The organism is Sorangium sp. So ce448 (assembly GCF_051520915.1).
GTDB lineage: Bacteria > Myxococcota_A > Polyangia > Polyangiales > Polyangiaceae > Sorangium > Sorangium cellulosum_B.
Map to the genome: position 1 here is coordinate 1534850 of NZ_CP150343.1, position 18331 is coordinate 1553180.

17 protein-coding genes and 1 pseudogene are annotated in these 18331 nt (G+C 67.0%); 11 read left to right on the plus strand and 7 right to left on the minus strand.

From position 1 onward, the window contains the following. Positions 1 to 138: 138 nt before the first annotated feature. Complete coding sequence (locus WMF45_RS05640) at positions 139 to 1146, minus strand: hypothetical protein (RefSeq protein WP_437715928.1); 1008 nt, start codon at positions 1144 to 1146, stop codon at positions 139 to 141. A gap of 47 nt (positions 1147 to 1193) precedes the next feature. Between WMF45_RS05640 and WMF45_RS05645 the strand changes: the two genes are divergently transcribed. After that, the gene (locus WMF45_RS05645; RefSeq protein WP_437715929.1) at positions 1194 to 1769 is read left to right on the plus strand and encodes an exonuclease domain-containing protein; all 576 of its coding nucleotides are present in this window, start codon (positions 1194 to 1196) and stop codon (positions 1767 to 1769) included. Between the two features lie 157 nt (positions 1770 to 1926). Here the strand turns inward: WMF45_RS05645 and WMF45_RS05650 are convergent, their stop codons facing one another. After that, positions 1927 to 2385: a hypothetical protein gene (locus tag WMF45_RS05650; RefSeq protein WP_437715930.1), complete on the minus strand. Its 459-nt coding sequence runs from the start codon at positions 2383 to 2385 to the stop codon at positions 1927 to 1929. Between the two features lie 107 nt (positions 2386 to 2492). Continuing rightward, the gene (locus WMF45_RS05655) at positions 2493 to 2630 is read right to left on the minus strand and encodes a hypothetical protein (RefSeq protein ID WP_437715931.1); all 138 of its coding nucleotides are present in this window, start codon (positions 2628 to 2630) and stop codon (positions 2493 to 2495) included. An 837-nt stretch (positions 2631 to 3467) separates the two neighbouring features. On the opposite strand from WMF45_RS05655, the gene WMF45_RS05660 reads away from it, so the two are divergent. The 4 genes from WMF45_RS05660 (at position 3468) to WMF45_RS05675 (ending at position 8680) form a co-directional block, all read left to right on the plus strand. Beyond that, positions 3468 to 5729, plus strand: a complete 2262-nt coding sequence (locus tag WMF45_RS05660; protein ID WP_437715932.1) for an SdrD B-like domain-containing protein — start codon at positions 3468 to 3470, stop codon at positions 5727 to 5729. Between the two features lie 415 nt (positions 5730 to 6144). Then, the gene (locus WMF45_RS05665; RefSeq protein ID WP_437715933.1) at positions 6145 to 6348 is read left to right on the plus strand and encodes a hypothetical protein; all 204 of its coding nucleotides are present in this window, start codon (positions 6145 to 6147) and stop codon (positions 6346 to 6348) included. Between the two features lie 56 nt (positions 6349 to 6404). Next, positions 6405 to 7379, plus strand: coding sequence for an IS701 family transposase (locus tag WMF45_RS05670; protein WP_437719494.1), 975 nt, complete (start codon positions 6405 to 6407; stop codon positions 7377 to 7379). Between the two features lie 1061 nt (positions 7380 to 8440). Continuing rightward, positions 8441 to 8680, plus strand: coding sequence for a hypothetical protein (locus WMF45_RS05675; protein ID WP_437715934.1), 240 nt, complete (start codon positions 8441 to 8443; stop codon positions 8678 to 8680). 131 nt (positions 8681 to 8811) lie between these two features. On the opposite strand, the gene WMF45_RS05680 is transcribed toward WMF45_RS05675, so the two are convergent. Continuing rightward, positions 8812 to 8934 carry a hypothetical protein gene (locus WMF45_RS05680; protein ID WP_437715935.1) on the minus strand — a complete coding sequence of 41 codons (123 nt, stop codon included), beginning with the start codon at positions 8932 to 8934 and terminating at the stop codon, positions 8812 to 8814. Between the two features lie 49 nt (positions 8935 to 8983). Here WMF45_RS05680 and WMF45_RS05685 point away from each other — a divergent pair, with 49 nt between their 5' ends. The 4 genes from WMF45_RS05685 to tnpB (WMF45_RS05700) all read left to right on the plus strand — a co-directional run bounded on the left by WMF45_RS05685 (position 8984) and on the right by tnpB (WMF45_RS05700) (position 12406). Further along, positions 8984 to 10435 carry a hypothetical protein gene (locus WMF45_RS05685; RefSeq protein WP_437715936.1) on the plus strand — a complete coding sequence of 484 codons (1452 nt, stop codon included), beginning with the start codon at positions 8984 to 8986 and terminating at the stop codon, positions 10433 to 10435. A gap of 54 nt (positions 10436 to 10489) precedes the next feature. After that, positions 10490 to 11398: a hypothetical protein gene (locus tag WMF45_RS05690; protein ID WP_437715937.1), complete on the plus strand. Its 909-nt coding sequence runs from the start codon at positions 10490 to 10492 to the stop codon at positions 11396 to 11398. 493 nt (positions 11399 to 11891) lie between these two features. Then, a complete protein-coding gene (gene tnpA, locus WMF45_RS05695; protein ID WP_437709629.1) occupies positions 11892 to 12233 on the plus strand; it encodes an IS66 family insertion sequence element accessory protein TnpA in 342 nt (113 codons plus the stop codon). Then, the gene (gene tnpB / locus WMF45_RS05700) at positions 12230 to 12406 is read left to right on the plus strand and encodes an IS66 family insertion sequence element accessory protein TnpB (protein WP_437715938.1); all 177 of its coding nucleotides are present in this window, start codon (positions 12230 to 12232) and stop codon (positions 12404 to 12406) included. The genes tnpA and tnpB (WMF45_RS05700) overlap by 4 nt, the downstream gene beginning before the upstream one ends. A 459-nt stretch (positions 12407 to 12865) precedes the next feature. Here the strand turns inward: tnpB (WMF45_RS05700) and tnpC (WMF45_RS05705) are convergent, their stop codons facing one another. From tnpC (WMF45_RS05705) to WMF45_RS05715, 3 genes are all read right to left on the minus strand, one after another. Then, positions 12866 to 14908 carry an IS66 family transposase gene (gene tnpC, locus WMF45_RS05705; protein WP_437709634.1) on the minus strand — a complete coding sequence of 681 codons (2043 nt, stop codon included), beginning with the start codon at positions 14906 to 14908 and terminating at the stop codon, positions 12866 to 12868. Positions 14909 to 15164: 256 nt separating this feature from the next. Beyond that, positions 15165 to 15509: an IS66 family insertion sequence element accessory protein TnpB gene (tnpB, locus tag WMF45_RS05710; protein WP_165373740.1), complete on the minus strand. Its 345-nt coding sequence runs from the start codon at positions 15507 to 15509 to the stop codon at positions 15165 to 15167. Next, entirely contained in the window at positions 15506 to 15919 is a 414-nt protein-coding gene (locus WMF45_RS05715) for a helix-turn-helix domain-containing protein (protein ID WP_129572567.1), read from the minus strand. Before WMF45_RS05715 ends, tnpB (WMF45_RS05710) begins: the two co-directional genes overlap by 4 nt. A 107-nt stretch (positions 15920 to 16026) precedes the next feature. On the opposite strand from WMF45_RS05715, the pseudogene tnpB (WMF45_RS05720) reads away from it, so the two are divergent. Together tnpB (WMF45_RS05720) and tnpC (WMF45_RS05725) are read left to right on the plus strand one after the other, a co-directional pair. Further along, positions 16027 to 16284, plus strand: a pseudogene (gene tnpB, locus WMF45_RS05720) (IS66 family insertion sequence element accessory protein TnpB); the annotation flags it as partial. A 42-nt stretch (positions 16285 to 16326) separates the two neighbouring features. Then, on the plus strand, positions 16327 to 18009 hold the full coding sequence (tnpC, locus tag WMF45_RS05725; protein ID WP_437709625.1) for an IS66 family transposase: 1683 nt from the start codon (positions 16327 to 16329) through the stop codon (positions 18007 to 18009). Positions 18010 to 18331: the final 322 nt, after the last annotated feature.

Genomic DNA, 18331 nt, shown 5'->3' on the forward strand with positions numbered 1-18331 from the left:
TAAAGGCCTCTCGGAGAGCACGAGCATGCTGTCCCGGCGTCGCGGGCCATCTGGCACGATTCCGACGCTTCCCTCGCCGGGGTGCGGCCCGTCTCCCGGAAGGAAGAGGAGAAGGTCGAGCAGGCGGCTTGATCCGCCTCAGCGCTTGTTACGCGCTTCCGCTCGCCGCTCGAACCGCAGCCTGAGCACCTCGTCCTCGAGCTCGTTCGCGATCGCCATCGCCCGCCGCCTCGCCTCCGCGCCCTCGTCGCCGCCCACGATCCGCGCCAGCATGTTCAGCGCCATCGCGCGCATCCGCAGGTGCCCGCCGTCCCCCGCGTGCCGGCACGCCTCGCGCGCGAGCGCCGCGCCTTCCTCGGGAAACCCCTGCTTCCACCGCGCATACGCCAGCCCGTTCGCCCGCCGCGACCGCGCGAAGGCCGGACCGTCCTCCGGGATGCGCCGGTAAAGCGCCTCCGCGGCCGCCGGATCCGGCTGCTTGCCGCCCCAGGAGCGGTTCCGCTCGAAGGCGCGTTGATCGATCCACCGGGCGAACAGGCAGGCTCGGTCGCAGGCGGGCATCGGCAGCTCGAAGAGCGGCTCGATCTCGTCGAGCAGGCCAGGCACGCGCGCGACGTCATCGCGGCTCGCCACGAAGGCCTCTGTGAGCAGGGCCTCCACCCGCGCCTCGGGCGGGGCCTTTCCGAGCAGCGGCCGGATGCGGGCGAGGTGCGTCTTTCCGGCCTCGCGGTCGTCGCCGCGCAGCACGCAGGTGGCGTGGGCGAGGGCGAGGAAGACGTGGGAGGTCAAATCCTCGCTCACCGGCGGTCGATCCCAGAGGCGCAAGAGGTCCTGGGCGAGGGGCAGGGGCAGATCGGTGAACCGCGAGTGATAGGCGCCCATCCAGCGTGCGCGCTCGGTGAGCGCGTCCGGCAAGCCGAAGGCCGCGAGCGCGCGCGTCCCCCACGTCCCGCCGTCCCGCTGGCCGCGCGTCCGCAGGCGGCGCAGGGCGCGCTCGATCGAGGTCACGTCGTCCTCGTAGCCACGCAGGGAGGAGAGCCGCTCGGCGACCGCGGTCAAGGAGCCGTGCTGCGCGACGAGCCAGGCGACGTAATCCTCCCAGGAAAAGCCTGCGGGAGCGGCCTGTCCGGTTTCGTGTCCGGGCATTGTCTTCGCGTCGATCCTATCAAGGTCCAGCAGAGAGGAGGACGGACATGGGAAAGGAACCTGCGTTTTTCCTGGTGATCGATCTGGAGGCGACGTGCGACGAGGGGGGCCGCATCCCCGAGCGCATCATGGAGATCATCGAGATCGGCGCGGTCCTCGTGGACGGCGCGACGCTCGAGCCCGTGGGCGAGCTCGCCACCTTCGTGTGCCCGGTCATCCGGCCGAAGCTCACGGAGTTCTGCACGAAGCTCACCACGATCACGCAAGCAGAGGTCGACGCCGCGCCCACGTTCCCCGAAGCCATCGCGGCGCTCGGGCGCTTCGTCGGCCAGCGGGAGGCGCTCTTCTGCTCGTGGGGCGATTACGACCGCAAGCAGTTCGAGATCGACGCGGCCCGCTGGGGCGTGCCCCTGCCGCTGCAGGGGCACATGAACATCAAGAAGCGCTTCTCCTCGGCGCTCGGGGTGACCCAGCGCTACGGCATGGCGAGCGCGCTCGAGCGGCTCGGACTCCCGCTCCACGGGACACATCACCGCGGGATCGACGACGCGCGCAACATCGCGCGTATCCTTCCTTACGCAATTGGCCGCGTGCCGATCCCGGAGGCAGGGCCCGAGGGGTGAGCGCCTCGCTGGGGCTTCGCTCCAGACCCGACCAGGGCTGTCCGTCCGTGGACCCGGACCCGCCAGGGGCTGAGCCGGGGTTGCCGGTCGAGCGGGACCCAACCATGGGAGAGGACGTGGCGCGCGAGGCCGGAGAACCGCCCGCGCGCGGGCTGGCTCAACCCTCGCGCGCCACGCGGATCGCCTCCGCGAGGCCGGCGGAGGTGACCTCGGGGTCCTTCAGGAGCGCCGCCGCCCAGGTCGCGAGCTCGCCGGTCGACCGGAAGACGTTCGGCGCCCGCCCCGTCTGCAGCAGCATCATGACGGAGCGGACCGAGGCGGCGATGAACCCCTCCGACTCGACGAGCGTGGCCGTGCCCCTGAGGCTCCGGCCAGGGGAGCTCGCCGCCCGCCGCATCGCGGCCCGGCTCGCCTCGTCCGGTGGCAGGGTGTGCTGAAGGGGGAGGACGACGACGAAGACCGCGCCGCCCGGCTGGCCCGCCGACCAGCGAGCGAAGAGATCTCGCGAGCGATCGATCCCGACCGCGGTGGCCTCGCCCCGCCAGATCAGCAGCATGAGCCGCCGCCACACCGCGACCACGTACCTGTCCGTGCGCTCGAGTAGCTCGGCCGTCATCGGAGGAGGACGGACCGTTATCATTGTGGCGTATTGTCGTTCCGCCTGGGGGATGGTCGTCAAGCCCATGCCGATGATTCGGCGCTCGCCGGACCCGGCGGATGCGGTCACGCCAGGAGCCCGGCCCGCTCCAGCCGCTCGATGGCCGCCCAGGCGTCGCGCCAATCGGCCGCCAGCAGCGCCCGCTCGGCCGCGGTCCCGCTCAGCGTCTCGAGCCGCCGGAAGCGTGTGGCCGGGCCCACCATTTCAAGTTCGCCCCACAGCAGCGGCAGCGCGTAGTGGCAGTGGCCCAGCTTGCGGGCATGTGATGAACGGCATGTGATGAACAGTGCGCGATGAGCTGCGCCCGGCGCCTGACACCCACCCGCACGGGACGCACGTGAGGGCGCACGCGAGGCGCACGCGAGGCGCACGCGAGACAAGCGCCACATAAAAAGCTCACGCGGCAAAAAAGGATCTAGACAGGCGAAGCGAAGACTCGTTATCTTGAAAAATGGTCCCGTGCGCATTCTGCATCAAATCTCGTCAGACACTCCCGCGTACCTGATCCGATCCTGTTCGTCCCTCGGCCTCCGCGAAGCGTCGGCGAGGGCTGCTGATCCGGCTCAGCGTGCTGAGCGTGAAAGCCTGCCGCCGCCGCACGCGCCGCGCGGGGCACGCCGCGACCCGCGGACCGCGAGCTGCGCACTGGCCATTGATGCCGCCGAGACATCGATGCGACCGACATCGCTCGTCTCTGCGTTCCTCCCCACAGATCACGAGACGAAGCGAGACGCCGAAAAGCGTCACCGCACGACCCAAAATTGTCACTGCGCAACTCGATGTATTTTTCTGATCTGTCTTCAAAAAGATCTGGACAGCTTCGTAGTCGAGTTGCTATCTTGAACACTGTCACCTCGCGCATCCGCCCTCTGATCGAAGCCAGAGCACCCGCGTACTTGATCCGAACCTGATCAGCCCGCGGGGGCTCATTCCGACCGGAGCCCGCGAAACCGACCTCGCCTGACCCGTGAGTCATGGCGCCTGCTATCCGGATGACGCTCCAGCAATGGTTCACCCGTGAGGACCTCGAGGAGCTACCAATGAAGCAGATCACAATCGCATCTTCTGCCGCGCTCGCCACGCTGTTCATCACCGCCACCAGCCTCGCCAACACGACCGCTCCGTCTCCCACGTGCACCGTGATCAAGCGGGGTGTCCTGGGCGACATCTACAACGCCGAGATCTGGAGCCTCGCCCCGAGCTACCATGTCCCGTCCCCGTTCGAGGTCAACACCGGGTACTCCAGCTCGGTCGGAGAGAAGCGCGCCCTGTTCCGCTTCGATCTCAGCCCCATCCCCGCCGGCTCTCTCGTCACGTCGGCCAAGTTCTACGCCCTGACGTACACGAGCACCGCGAAGACCGTGTACGTCCACCAGGTGCTCGCCCCCTGGAGCGAGTCGCTCGTCACGTGGAACAACTTCGGCGGCATGGACCCCGCCGCGTTCACCACGTTCGTGCCCAACGTCACCGGGTGGAGCTCGGTCGACCTCACCGGGATCGTGCAGAGCTGGGTGAACGGGACGGCGCCGAGCTACGGGATCCTCCTCGAGGAGGGCGCCAGCGGGAAGACGTCCTACAAGGGCAGCGCCCACACCGACATGGGTTATCGCCCCATCCTCGAGGTCTGTTACACCGCGCCGAAGGGCTCGATCGGCGACAAGGTGTGGTTCGACGCGAACGCGGACGGCATCGAGGACGCCTCCGAGCTCGGCATCTCCGACGTCGTCGTCGACCTCTTCGGCGACGCGAACTGCGACGGCGTCGCCGACGGCGCCGCGCTCCAGAGCACCGTGACCGGCGCGAACGGCGTCTACCGGTTCACCGAGCTCGAGGCGGGCTGTTACGTCGTCGATGTCGACGACGCGACGCTCCCGCTCGGCCACATCCTGACCAGCGATGACGAGCCGCTCGGCGTGTCCCTCGACGCGGGTGAGAACGTGGCCAACGCCGACTTCGGCTATGTGACCTACTCGTCGATCGGCGACACGGTCTGGCTCGACAGCGACGCCGACGGGCTCTACGAGCCGGAGACCGGCGAGCTCGGCGTCAACGGCGTCCGTGTCGAGCTGTTCCAGGGGGCCCAGCTGATCGACTTCACCATCACCGGTACGAGTCCCTACACCGGCCAGCCCGGCTTCTACCTCTTCGACACGCTCCCGGCGGGCACCTACTCGGTGGTCATCACGCCCGACAACTTCATGGCGAGCGGTCCGCTCGCCGGACAGGAGCCGACGGCCGACCCCGATGGCGGGCTCGACAACGTGGGTGTTGTCTCGCTCGGCTGGGCACAAGACCTGCTCGACGCGGACTTCGGCTACCAGCTCTCCTGCGGCAACGGCGTCTGCGGCGGCGACGAGAGCTGTTCCACCTGCGCCGTCGACTGCGGCGTCTGCCCGCCCCAGTGCGGCAACGGCACCTGCGAGGCCGGCGAGGACTGCGGCAGCTGCAGCGCCGACTGCGACGTGTGCCCGCCCGCCTGCGGCGACGGCACCTGCAACGGCAGCGAGAGCTGCGGCACCTGCGCGGACGACTGCGGCACCTGCCCGCCGGTCTGCGGCAACGGCACCTGCGAGGCCGGCGAGGACTGCGGCAGCTGCTCCGACGACTGCGGCGCCTGCCCCGCGGTCTGCGGCAACAACGTCTGCGAGAACGGCGAGGACTGCTCGACCTGCACCGGCGACTGCGGTGCTTGCCCCGCGGTCCCCGGCAACGGCGTCTGCGAGGCCGGCGAGAACTGCTTCGAGGTCCCGAGCGACTGCGGCATCTGCCCGCCGGTCTGCGGCAGCGGCGTCTGCGAGGCCGGTGAGACCTGCTCGAGCTGCGCGGCCGACTGCGGCGAGTGCCCGCCGGTCTGCGGCGACGGCGTCTGCAAGGCCGGCTCCGAGGACTGCTCGAGCTGCGCGGCCGACTGCGGTGCCTGCCAGTGCGCCTCTCCCGGCACCGGCACCCCCGGCTACTGGAAGAACCACGAGAGCGCCTGGAAGGTCTCGCAGCTGACCATCGGCGGCAAGACGTACACGAAGGCTCAGCTCCTCGACATCATCAGCCGTCCGACCAAGGGCGACGTCACGTACATCATCGCGAAGCACCTCATCGTCGCCAAGCTCAACGTCGGTATCGGCAACCAGTCGAGCTGCATCGAGGACACCATCGCCGCGGCCGACGCCTGGCTCAAGAAGTACCCGCTCGCCAGCAACGTGAAGGAGGGCGGCAAGAACTCGCCCTGGGCGACCGGCGAGCCGCTCGCCACGAAGCTCGACGACTACAACAACGGCCGCCTCTGCGCGCCGCACCGTGACTGACCGATGCTCTGTCGATAGCCGGTGATTGGCCGGCACGACGAGACCTCCCCAAGGCCAGCGCCCGCCCCGAGCGAACCGCCTCGAACGCGACCTGCGCTGGCCTCTCCCCCCTCCCTGGCTGCGCCGCTTCCCCTCCTGCGCCGCTTCCCCCCCTGCGCCGCTTCCCCCCTCCGAGTTCCTCCTCACCGAACGTCCTGGCCCGCGATCGGCAACCTCACTGCTCGGATGATCTGGCGATCTTGAACGGCAGCGGGGGCATTCCCACGCATCGAGGAGGCCGCGTTCACGCCACAGCCTTGCGGGCGTCGTAACGGGGCATGTGGCCCAGGGGTGACCTGCTCGACGCGCTCGGTGAGCCGTCGCTAGTACTACAGCCGCACCTCGACATCGATCAGTTTGGACTCAGGATCCGCCCATGGATCCGGGGGCGAGCGAGCTGCCAGCAGCGTTGGCGTGGGACGCGATGGCAGCAGATTTTGAGGCATTTCACGCGCTGTTCGCGGCGCTGTTCGCGGCGCTGTTCGCGGCGCTGTTCGCGGCGCTGTTCGCGGCGCTGTTCGCGGCGCTGTTCGCGGCGCTGTTCGCGCGCAGCGAGCCGCGCGAGCAGGCGATCAAGTAGGTGCGTTCGCTGATGGGCCGGCGGCGCGGCAGAACGGTTGGCAGCTGGCCGAGGCCATCGGGGATCGCACGCCCGATCGCGTGCAGCGGCTGCTGTACAGTGCGGACTGGAGCGCGGATGCGGCGCGCGATCTCCTGCTGGACTTCACGATCGAGCAGTTCGGGGCTCCGCAGGGCATCTGCGTACTGGATGAAACGGGCTTCCTCAAGAAAGGCACGAAATCCGTCGGTGTGCAGCGGCAATACAGCGCGACGGCAGGCAAGATCGAGAACTGCCAGATCGGTGTGCTCCTCAGCTACACCAGCCCACGTGGGCGTGTGATCCTTGATCGTCGTCTTTACTTGCCAGAATCGTGGTGCAGCGATCCGGAGCGGAGGCAGGACGCTCATGTTCCGGAGGATGTCGCGTTCCAGACCAAGCCGCAGCTGGCGATGCAGATGCTCCATGGCGCCTGGCAGCGTGGTGTACCGATGGCGTGGGTCACCGGCGATGAAGTCTACGGGGACGATCCCGTGCTTCGCGACGGCATCGCCGCGCAGGGCCATCGGTATGTTCTCGCCGTCATCTCGAGCACGCCGGTATGGCCCCAGCGACCCGCGGTCGCGGAGCCCCCTACCGAACGCGAACACCCTCGTGGTCCGCTCCGCACGCGCACTCGTCTTGCGCCGGGCGCGCCGCCCGCCCCCAGGGTGGCAAAGGTGGCGGCGCAGTGGTCGCCGAAGCAATGGCATCGCCTTGCCGTCCATCAAGGCGAGAAGGGACCCATCGAGTACGAATGGGCTCGGGCGCGCGTCGTCGACAGCCGTCGGCGCTTGCCGGCCGACGATCTCTGGCTCCTGGCCCGCCGCTCTGTCTCGAAGCCGTCGGAAGTGGCCTACTACCTGTCCAACGCCGGAGCCAACACACCGCTGACAACGCTCGCGCACGTCGCTTCCACGCGCTGCACGATCGAGCAGTGCTTCGAGGAGGCGAAAGACGACGTCGGCCTCGACCACTACGAGGTCCGCTCGTGGCCGATCTGGCATCGGTAGATCACGCTCGGGATGATGGCCCTGGCGTGGTTGGCTGTCGTGCGTGCGAAGCTTCCCGCGGAGGGCGCCTTCCCGTACGCCCCGGCGATGAACCCCAACCTCGTGCCCAAAGCGGCGCGCCCGGGGCAGGGGAAGAACGCCAAGCGCGTGCAGCAGACGGCGCTTGACTCGTCGAGGAAAAAAAGCCCGCGGCGCCCGAAGAAAGCGACGGTCCGCCGACGCTGGCGCCCTGGAGCATTCCCGAAGTCCGCCGCCTGATGGATCTGGTGCTTCCGCCGCCCGCCCATTCGCCCGAGTTCCGCTGGGCATGGTCGAGGTGGCGACGCCGAAAGCGCGCGCAGGCTCGCGCCTGTTGCTACCGGCGTCGCCGCGATCGGCCGCTCGCCCGCGCCCGGGCTCCCTAACCGCGGCTGTAGTACTAGAGGCGCGCGAGAACGGTGCCACCCCCGCCAGGCGACGGCGGAGCTCCTCCGACGTGTCCGGTTGCGCGGCCTCGATCAGCAGGTGCGGGAACTAGCGGGATTGACCTTGCGGACGCCATGTTTCTATAATGCTCAGCCTCAACGCGACCGCGCGCAGCGGCAGAGAGGACAAGCCCGGCAGCGCCCGCAGCCGCTCCGTCATGACGTCGAGGAAGATTGGGAGCTGCTCGTCGCGCACCCACGCCGTCGCGGCGGGGCACGCTGCTGATGCGCGCGATCTCCTTGTCGACGAGGACCACGGGCGCCGAGCGAAGGATCGAAGCGGTAGACGCCGTTGGGCCAGTGTCTAACGAACCGCGGCGCGCCCTCGGCCGCCGGCACGGCCACGAGCGCCGCCCAGCAGCTCGAGGCAGAGCGCGTTCTCGTGGCGCGCAGCGCCGCTGCGCGCCACGAGAACGCCCCGACCGCCGAGCAGCGCCGTCGTGGCGCCGGGGAGCTCCGGTCCGACAACGCTCGCGCCACGCACGTCGAGCCAGTGCACGGGCGCAGAGCCGACAGGGGCAGGGTCGACGCGCGACCACGGGCCGTGGAGCGAGGGAGAGGGTGAGACGTACTTCGCCGCGTGCGCGTGCGCCGGTCGTGCGACGAGAGCTTGCCGATTACGACCGCGCGATCGTCGAACAGATGGTCAAGCACGTCGACGGCATGCCTCTCGCCATGAAACTCGCCTTGGCCGGCCTCCGGGTCCTGAGCCCGTCAGAGATCCTGGCCAGCGCGAGCCGTCGCTTCGAACTCCTGAACGGTGGCGAAGGGGCGTGCTCCGGCGGCGCTCGACTGTTTCTGGGACCTGCTCGATGTAGGAGAGCGGCGCGCCGTTGACGCGGGCCCCAAATCGAGGCATTGTGGAAGCTCTGCGCTCTAAGGCGCTTTAGCCCGAGAGCACCGCCATACAACATACCTGTTGGCTTCCTCCTGAGCGCTCACTCAACATAGCGGTCGGTTATGTGCCATCAAAACTTGCCCTTGCTGTTGATTGTTACGTCCATCGGGCTACTGGCTTGCGATCCAAGTCCAAAGGATTCAACGCCTTTGACAAACTCAGCCGCCCACAGGGCAAGCAGCGCGCCGGCCATCTCGAGCGTTCCGTTGCGAGCGTCGGTACAGTCGGAGCTCAGAGGTCCCATGGGTGCAACGGAGACCAGAGAGGGGGATCAAAGGAGCAGAGCAGGCGGCTGCCCGAAAGAGACGGATAGCAATATCCAAGAAGCTCTGCGGTATCATCCCGAGGTCGGGGCCCTCCTGCACTGCTCGATCCGGCAAAGCAAGGAAAAATTTTCACAGAGCTCCTGCGATGTCAGCTGCACAGCGACAGTCTTCAAAGAATACAACGTAATCTTGACGGCCTCTCATTGCTTTGATGCATGGGACGGATCCAAAGACCACATTTACCTATTCCATAGCGGGGAAAACATTGGCGGGGACATCCGACACGTTGTCGACCTGGAGCAGTTAAGTTCTCAAATCAAGGGACTTACAACACGCGCACTCAAATACAAGAGCCCAGCATCCATTTGCAACAGCAAGCCCGCACGCTGCGCAGAGTGGGACATTGCCGTGGCTCGGCTCAATGCCCCTCTTCTGCATGTAAAGCCCGCTGAGCTTGCGTCTGACCTGCCAAAAGAGGGCAAGTACATTTTGTTCGGATTCGGCGTCCCTCGCGACTGTTCTGCTATAGGCGCTTTTGGTGCACCACAGTATGATCAGTTTGATTTTGGCATCAAGTGGGAAGGGAATACTCTGGTCAGAAAACCGATTGTGCTGCAGCAGTTCGACTCAGGCGGTCCCGTCGTCACGAATCGAATCATCAATGATACGCCTCTGCGAATCTACGCCATTAATGCCGCGTTCAACGAAGACGTCGACGAAAGCTATTTTGCCAACGCAAAAAAAGCAAGCAAAAGGATCGCTCAGGCGATAGATGCTCTAAATTCGCGCTCGCGCAAGAAGTCTGAAAATCAGCCGCATCCATGCGAGCTGCCGCCTCGGCTCAATGATTTCATTAAAGGAGCCAATTTGAAAGAAGTTGCGAACGCGATCGTGCAAGAGGAACAGGACGCTGAAGCCGTAACGGATGCATGGCCAGACCTTGCGAAGCGCATCTATCAACGCAGCCAAGCAAGACGCAAGCGGCACAGTAGCGAATGGGAACTCCTCATTAAGGAATGGACATCGTGGCAAGATGGACACGTCGCGTGCAAAGAACAGATCATTGGAGCCAATCGGACGCTCGAATCCAATAGAAAGTGCGCACAGAAAATTTCAAGCGGCCATCCGGCAAATTGCGGCGGAATCATACTCGAACCATTCTCGAAGTACAAGCCACCGCCTTGCGAATGCGAAGCCCCTCCCGTGTGCTCGTGCCCAGAGGCCGGACCGGCGCAGAACTGCAACCCTGTTGGAAGCAACGCAACGGATACGGCGCCCGCAGCGGCAACGGTGCTTGACGCACCTGCGCCAGCCGGTGACTCTGCGCATTTGTCACCTGCTGATGCTTCGGCGGACGCTCCGGCAGACGCTTCGGCGGACGCTCCGGCGGACGCTCCGGCGGATGCGCCGGCAGATGCACCTCAGTAATTGGCACGTTACCAACATCACGTGTTTCCGACACAACAAGGAATCAGCGTCGCCATGATGAAGACTGCTATTTCTGCCTTCTTGATGTGTTCTGCATTGCTCTCCATGACTGCGCCGGTCTGCGCTCAGCATGTCGTGTCGATTCCCCCGGCTCGCCGCACATCAGGCGTGAGCGCTGCCAGTGGTGAATCGATACGATGCGAGGCTGACGCTGAATGCAATCGCGGCGAATCATGCGAAAAAGGCGCGTGTGTCAAGACGAGCCTGGGAGAGACAATGGATGCGGTACGTCTGTCGGCTGATATCGTCTTCCGCCCCGAGGACATCAAGGAGGGCGGCTACGTCCTTCCAGCTGTGACCGGTGCGTACAGGAAGTCAATAATAGGGAGCGATATATACCAGCTTGATTTTGCCGTCGCTATCGCTCTTCAGCCACCGGCGCTGAACTCGCTGGAGGCATCCGCAGCGGCACGCCGCGTTCTTTTGTCCGGTGGCGACGGCACGCTCGATCTTGCATTTAAAGCATCGCTTGGCAGCTTTGAATCCAAGTTTTTTGTGATCGTTGATATCAGGCCACACATAGGATGGGCGGCGCCGAAGTCGGTATCCACAGACGAGAGCGACACTCGAAACACAATGGGCATATTCTCTGGGCAAGCAAGCCTTAGCGCTCTGCTCGGAGTGATCTACCTCGGAGCTCAATACCAAATCACGTATCCGTTTGCTGCCCCGGCAGATGACATTGTCGCAAAGAACATGACAGGAAGCAGCTCTATAACGATTCTAGGCGCATTGAAAGTGAATTTCGCTGCAAAGGATGATGCGAGCGGTAAAGGAACTGACTATTTTTTGCAGGGGCGCTTTCTAAAGTCGTTTGGTGAAATGGAGAATGCACTCGGCCCGGACACTTCTCCAGGGGTAGCTTTCGATCTCCGGCTCGTCGGTTCCTTTGCGCCGCTCTAGTACTACAGCCGCGGTTAGGGAGCCCGGGCGCGGGCGAGCGGCCGGTCGCGGCGACGCCGGTAGCAACAGGCGCGAGCCTGCGCGCGCTTTCGGCGTCGCCACCTCGACCATGCCCAGCGGAACTCGGGCGAATGGGCGAGCGGCGGAAGCACCAGATCCATCAGGCGGCGGACTTCGGGAATGCTCCAGGGCGCCAGCGTCGGCGGACCGTCGCTTTCTTCGGGCGCCGCGGGCTTTTTTTCCTCGACGAGTCAAGCGCCGTCTGCTGCACGCGCTCGGCGTTCTTACCCTGCCCCGGGCGCGCCGCTTTGGGCACGAGGTTGGGGTTCATCGCCGGGGCGTACGGGAAGGCGCCCTCCGCGGGAAGCTTCGCACGCACAAAAGCCAACCACGCCAGGGCCATCATTCCCAACGTGATGTACGTATCCGTTCGGCGACCTGCATGCTGTCCTGAGGCCCAAACGCTGCGTAAAACCCTGCGCCGGAGGTGTCGATGGACGAAAGCAGAAGCACCTGGCGCGATCGAGTGACGCGCTGGCACAAGAGCGGGCACTCAGCCCGCGTGTTCGCGGAGCAGGAGGGCGTCAACGCCGGGACGCTCTACTCCTGGAGCCGCCGACTGGGGATGAAGCGGAGCGAGTGCCGGCAGCGCCCAGACGCGGCGAAGCTGCCTTCATTCCTCCCGGTGGTGGTAGCCTCCCCGGAGGCGACGGCGCTCTCCTCGGGCGCACCGCTTGAGGTCGTCCTGCCCGACGGCGCGGTCGTCCGCGTCCCGCCGTCGTTCGACGAGGTTACGCTGGCGCGCGTTGTTCGTGCGCTCGGGGGGGCGCGATGATCCCTGGCCGCGTCTCGATCTACGTTGCCACCGAGCCGCTCGATCTGCGGCGCTCGTTCGATGGTCTCGCTGCCGTCGTGCGCGAGGTGCTGCGACAGGACCCGCTCTCCGGAGGTAGCCGCTCCGCAGAGCGCGTTCCGAAGCGTGCTTGTGGAAGGCGGCCCCGTGCGTAGAGTCGCGGTGCGATGACGGAGCGACGGAGCGGGGACGCAGGCGTCGAAGTGCCGAGCCTGACGACGGCGGTGCTGAAGCTGTCTGCGCCGCACGTCGCGTGGCCAGGCCGCGAGGACGCCCCCGGCCGCGCGACCGGGCGCCCGCGTCGCGCGGCCGGGCAGCAGGAGCGCTCGGGAGCGACGGAGGCCGCCGGCGTGCGGCGCCGCAAGAGCGCCGCCCAGCCGTCCGCAGAGGAGGTGAGCGGACGGCGGCCGACGCGAGACGCGGACAAGCAGCGCCGAAGCGATGCGACCCGAAGGGGCCCCGCCAGGACGAGCTCGACGGCGGCCGGGCGAAGCGACGACAGCACCGGCTCGACGAGCCGACGCACCTCGGCGCGGAAAGGACGCGCGCCGGTCTCGGCCGCTCCGGACGCGACGAGCGCTGTGGGCGCGACGGAAGCGGGCGACGCGGCGCGATCAGCGGTCGCGGAAGGCGAGCCGCGAGCCGGTGATCCGAGCCAGGTCCAGGTACTTGAGCCGCCCCTCGGCGATGAGGCGTTGTCGCGTCGCGACCCAGTTCTTGGGACTCAGGTCGAGGATGCGACTGAGCGGATAGCTCGGAGCCACGGTCAGGATCTCCTGCAAGTAGAGCTCGGGGTCGAGCCCGTGCATCTGGCAGGTCGCGATGAGCGACGAGATGGCACAAGACCGGACAGCGTGCTCGTCGCTGCCGTGGAAGAGCCAGTTGCGCCGTCCCTTGACGACGCGGCGCAGTGCCCTCTCGGAGGCATTGTTGTGGATGGGGATCTCCCCGTTGGAGAGGAACTCGCAGAGCGCCTCCCTCTGGTTGTGCAGATAGACCAGCCCTTCGCGCAACGGCGAATGCTCCGGGACGACCTGCCGCTGCGCCTCGACCCAGGCGAAGAGCTTCTCAATCAGCGGTGCGGACTTGCGCTGCCGGATCTCGAGGCGCTCGTCCGGGCTGCACAGGGCGCATTCCTCCTCGACGCGGAAGAGCGCCTGGAGGGTCTGGAGCGCGAACGCCGCCTCCTTGCCCGCCCCGGCCTTGAACGCCTTGAAGAAGCGCCTTCGTGCATGGCTCCAGCAGCCGGCCTCACGCGCCTTGCCCGGCCCGAACAGCACGTTGTGGTTGGCCGAGGCATCGGCGACGAGCGTCCCCTGGTAGCCGCCGAAGAGCTTCGCGACGGTGGGCCCGTCGTACGTCGGCGTATAGCGGAACAGCACCCCATCGCCCGGCGCGACCAGGACGAAGACATGCCCATAGCGGTGCTTGTCCTTGGCCCGGATGGCGGTGCCCGTCGCATCCATGGCGAACCACGACCTCGAGAGCGCGTCGCTCCAGATAGCATCGGCGATGCGCATCGCGATGCCACCACAATCGTACTGCCAGCGGGTCATGTTGCCGCGGCCGATGCGGAAGCCGTGGCGATCCGACTCCACCTCTTGCCGGTAGTAGGGCGTGTGGTAGTCGAGCTTGTGGACGAACAGGTGGGCCAAGAGGCTCGGATCGGCAAGGCACCTGTCGATCGGGCGCTCCGGCAGCGACGCGATCTTCACCGGTCCGCTGTCCTCCGCAGCGTCCGACTCGGGCGTGTAGCGTACAAGGACGCCGTCGACGAAGGGGCTTTGCTTGAAGGACGTGTCCGCGGGGATCCCCAGGAGCTCGTGCTCCCGCACGACGAGCGGCTCGCCGCGCTCGTGATTCAAGGCCGGCCCGGCGGCTGGCGAAGGAGCCGGCGCCTCTTCAGCTGCGCTGCTCGCCGCCGGCGCCTCCGCCTTGGCCACGTACTTGAGGCGACGCGTGACGAGCTCGAGGAGGCCGCCACGCCGGTAGCCGATGCTCGAGCTGTCTTCGGCGCCCACACGCTCGAAGCGCTCGAGGCCTTTGAGCAGCACCTCCTGCGGCAGCGACTCGATGATCACCCTCGGAATGACACCGATGCGGCGGCGCCCGTGCTCGTGGCGCTTGACTGGCTTGCCACCTCCGGGATCGGAGCCGGAGGAGGATTCTGCCGTCCCCGAGTGCTCCGGTGGGCTCGCAGAGCCCGGCGGCGGGCCGCTGGCCTCGCCCGGGTCCACTTCGGGCGCGGCGTCGACGCTCTCGGCCTGCGACGAAGTCGGAGCCGGACAGGCATCTGGCTCTCCGGCCAGCGAAAGCCGCAGCTGGTCAGGCGAGACCTGCTCGGAGACGTGGCGCCGGAATCCGATCTCCAGGGTCCGAATCGTCTCCTGCAGCTGTTGATTGTACGCCTTGAGCGACGCGACGGTGCGAGCGAGCTCTTGGGCCTGCTGCTCCGCCGTCGAGAGCTCGGCCAGCCTCGCCTCGAGCTCCTGCACCCGCCGGAGCAGCGCGTCGACCACCGACGCGGGGCCGGCGGGGCTCCCCTGTCCTTGTCCCCTGGCCTGGAGATAGCCGAGCACGAGCGCCGCGCCGTCAAGGCGCTCTGCCTCCGTCGACTGCGGCAGCGCGGTCTCACCGGGGCGTGTCGTCGAGGTCAAGGCGCGCCATGGATGCCCCCTGCGCTTGCTCTTGACAAGTACCTTATGCAGAGAAAATTCGCTGTTTTCGATGAGAATTTCTCGTCGAAGGCGGGAATGCAGGACCGCCATGGTGCGCCATCGGCGGCGCGCGCTCGCGAGGTCTTCGGGCGCGATGCAGCGCGCGCCCTGCTCCATCTCCGCATCCGGCTGCGCCGGCCGCCATCGGGCCGCGCTGGCGCCGGCAGCGCGGTGAACGAGCGCCGGCGCAGACGCCTCAGTGGACCAGCCGGCGGCGGCTTGCCAGCTCTTCTACAGGCAGACCGGCGAGCAGCTGCGCGAAGTCCTGTGCTGACAGCTCGATACACCTGCCGTCGGCCTCGGTGAACGAAGGCAGAGCAAATGCACCCTTCGAGAGACGCTTATACAAGATCGTGTATCCATTGCGATCCCACCAAAGGGCTTTGAGCCGGTTACGCCTCCTGTTGAGGAACAAGAACAGCGCGCCGCTGGCCGGGTCCAGGCACAGCACTTGCCGGGTGATCGCGGCGAGCCGGTCGAACGCACCACGCAAGTCCACTGGACCGACCGCCAGATAGACGGCTATCGTCGCGGGGGTCACCGTCCCCTCCGCAACGCTTCGAGCGCTTCCACGAGCTCGCGCGCGCCTATCCCACATACCTGCATCCGCGTCCCGTCGGCAAACGCGACGTTGAGCCGCAAAGGCGGCGCCTCGCGGCGCTCGGGGCGCACCACGACGGGTAGGAACGGAATCTGCTGAGCCGCCTTGGGGGCTCTTGGCGACGCCCCCTCGTCTGCGCGCTCACCGTCAGCCACCCATCGGTCGGCAGTCATCTTGTGGACACCGAGCTCCGTGGCGATCTCGGTCGGTGTTGCCCCCGAGCGGGAGCGCGCCTTGGCGTAGGCCTCGGCTCGCTCCCGCAGCTCGCTCGGGAATTTCCCACGGCTCTTCTGCTCTCGATACCTCGACAGCTCTGCACGCAGCTGTACCAGCTCCCTGCTTCCTGGCATCGCTCGCTCCTCTTCGCTCGGCGAGGGCACGGCCCTCATCTGGCGTCGCGTAGCGTGTAACCGAATCTGGCCAGGGGAAAGACGCGGTCTGCGGAGCGGCTACCTCCGGAGCCCTGTTCCTCTTTTTCAACCGGGCGGCCGACCGCTGCAAGGCCCTTTGGTGGGACCGCAGCGGGTACTGTCTACTTTACAAAAGGCTTGAGCGCGGGGCATTCCGAGCCCCGCGTGCCGTCACTCCGGGAGCCACGAGCGTCATCATCGACGCCGCCGAGCTCGCGAAGATCCTTGAAGGCATCGCCCTTGCGCCTTCGAAGTTGCGGAGAGCGGTCCCGTTCGCCGAGACCGCATCGCCTCCGGCGCTCTGATCCCACCTGACAGCTTCGCACGCTCCCGGGTAGCACCCACGGTTGCATTGCATCGAGCGGCGGAAATTTTCCTCAACAAGCCCCTTCAAAAAGCAGGAGCTCACGAGTACTTACAGCGCCGTGAGCAAGCCGGTCGAAGAGCAGATTCGCGAGCTCAAGGACAAGCTCGCACGCGCTGCCCACGAGCGGGACGAGTACCGCAAGCTCTACGAGCTCGCCAGCATCGAGCTGGAGCGGTTTCGCCGGCACATCTTCGGCCAGAAGGCCGAGCACGTCGACCCAGCGCAGATGCAGCTCGCCTTCGACGCGATCTTGCAGATGCTCGCGGGCGCCGGTGCGCAGCCGGACGCGGGCGCGACCGGCTCGCCAGACGGGCGCGATGGCGCGGCGCCGAACGGCTCCTCCGGAAGCGGGGACAAGGGGCGTCAAGCCCGCCCGCACGGGCGGCAACGCCTGCCCGAGCATCTGCCGGTCGAGCGGATCGAGCTGTTGCCGCCGGAGGCGCAGGACGAGCGCGCAACCGCGCTTGTCCGCATCGGCGAGGAGGTATCGGAGACGCTCGAGTGGCGGCCCGCGAGCTTCGTGCGGCTGCAGATCGTGAGGCCGAAGTTCGCGGTCAAAGGTGAGCCCGAGCAAGGCATCACGATCGCCGACGTCCCCGACAGCCCTGTTCCGCGCAGCCTCGCCGGTCCGGGTTTGCTCGCGCACGTGCTGGTGAGCAAGTACGCGGATCACTTGCCGCTTCACCGGCTGGAGAAGATGTTCGAGCGCTGGGGCCTTCACCTCTCGCGCTCGACGCTGTGCGGCTGGGTCGAATCGTGCGCCAACAAGCTCGCGATCCTTGTCGGGGCGATGGCCAAGGACGCCCTGAACGCGCACTGTATCGCCATCGATGCCACCGGCGTGCTCGTGCAAGCAAAGGACAAGTGCCGGCGGGGCCACTTCTGGGTCTTGGTGGCGGACCGAGAGCACGTCCTGTTCCGATTCACGCCGCACCACAACCAGGATGGCCCGAAGGAGTTCCTTCGCGGCTACAAGGGCTATGTCCAGGCCGACGCCTCGAATGTCTACGAGCAGCTCTTCCGCACCGAGCAGGTGACCGAGGTCGGTTGCTGGGCGCATTGCCGGCGGAAGTTCTTCGAGGCGATGACCTCCGACCGGGAGCGCGCGACGGTAGCCATCGGCTTCATTCGCAAGCTCTACGCGATCGACAAGGCGACGAAGGAGCTGCCTCCGAGCCGTCGAACCGAGCAGCGCCGAACGGATGCCGAGCCCGTGCTCGTGGCCTTCCGCGTGTGGCTTGAGACAGAGGACCTGCTCGTCCTGCCGAGGAGCCCCATCGCTGGCGCCATCGGCTATGCGCTCAACCAATGGACCGCGCTCAATCGCTTCCTCGAGGATGGTCGGCTCCGCCTGGACAACAACCGGAGCGAGCTTGAGCTCCGCCGTGAGGCCGTGGGCAGGAAGAACTGGATCTTCGTGGGCAGCAAGGACGGTGCCGAGTGGAACGCCACCATCGTGTCGCTCATCGCCTCCTGTGCGCTGCACGGTATCGAGCCCTGGGCCTACTTGCGCGACGTGCTGATCCTGCTGCCCACCTGGCCGCCTGAGCGGATCATCGAGCTCGCTCCCAAGTCCTGGAAGCAGACCCTCGAGAACGCCGACGCTCGGCAGCGGCTCGCGGCCAGTCCGTGGCCCCGGGCGCCGGCCGCGGCGCCCAGCTGATCGCAGCTCAGCGTCGCCGTCCGATGTGGCGGGCACGGACGCCACCTTGCCGCCCGCCGGGCGCGCCGCTCGCCGGCTTTGGCGCGCTGGCGACGCCTCGTCGATGCTCGCGCGGTCGACGCGTGGCTTCCGGCGCCTTGTCGACGACTCGGCCGAGGCATCGGTGGCACGTGGCTTCGCCGCGGCGCGCTTGCGGGCGACGTGCACGCGGGCGGCGACCTCGGCGTCGACCGCCGCTTCCTCCGCTCGCTGCTGGGTCCAGCCACCCTTCCTCGCAGGCCGCTCTTGCTCTCGCATCGCGCCGCGAATCTACGGCGACGGC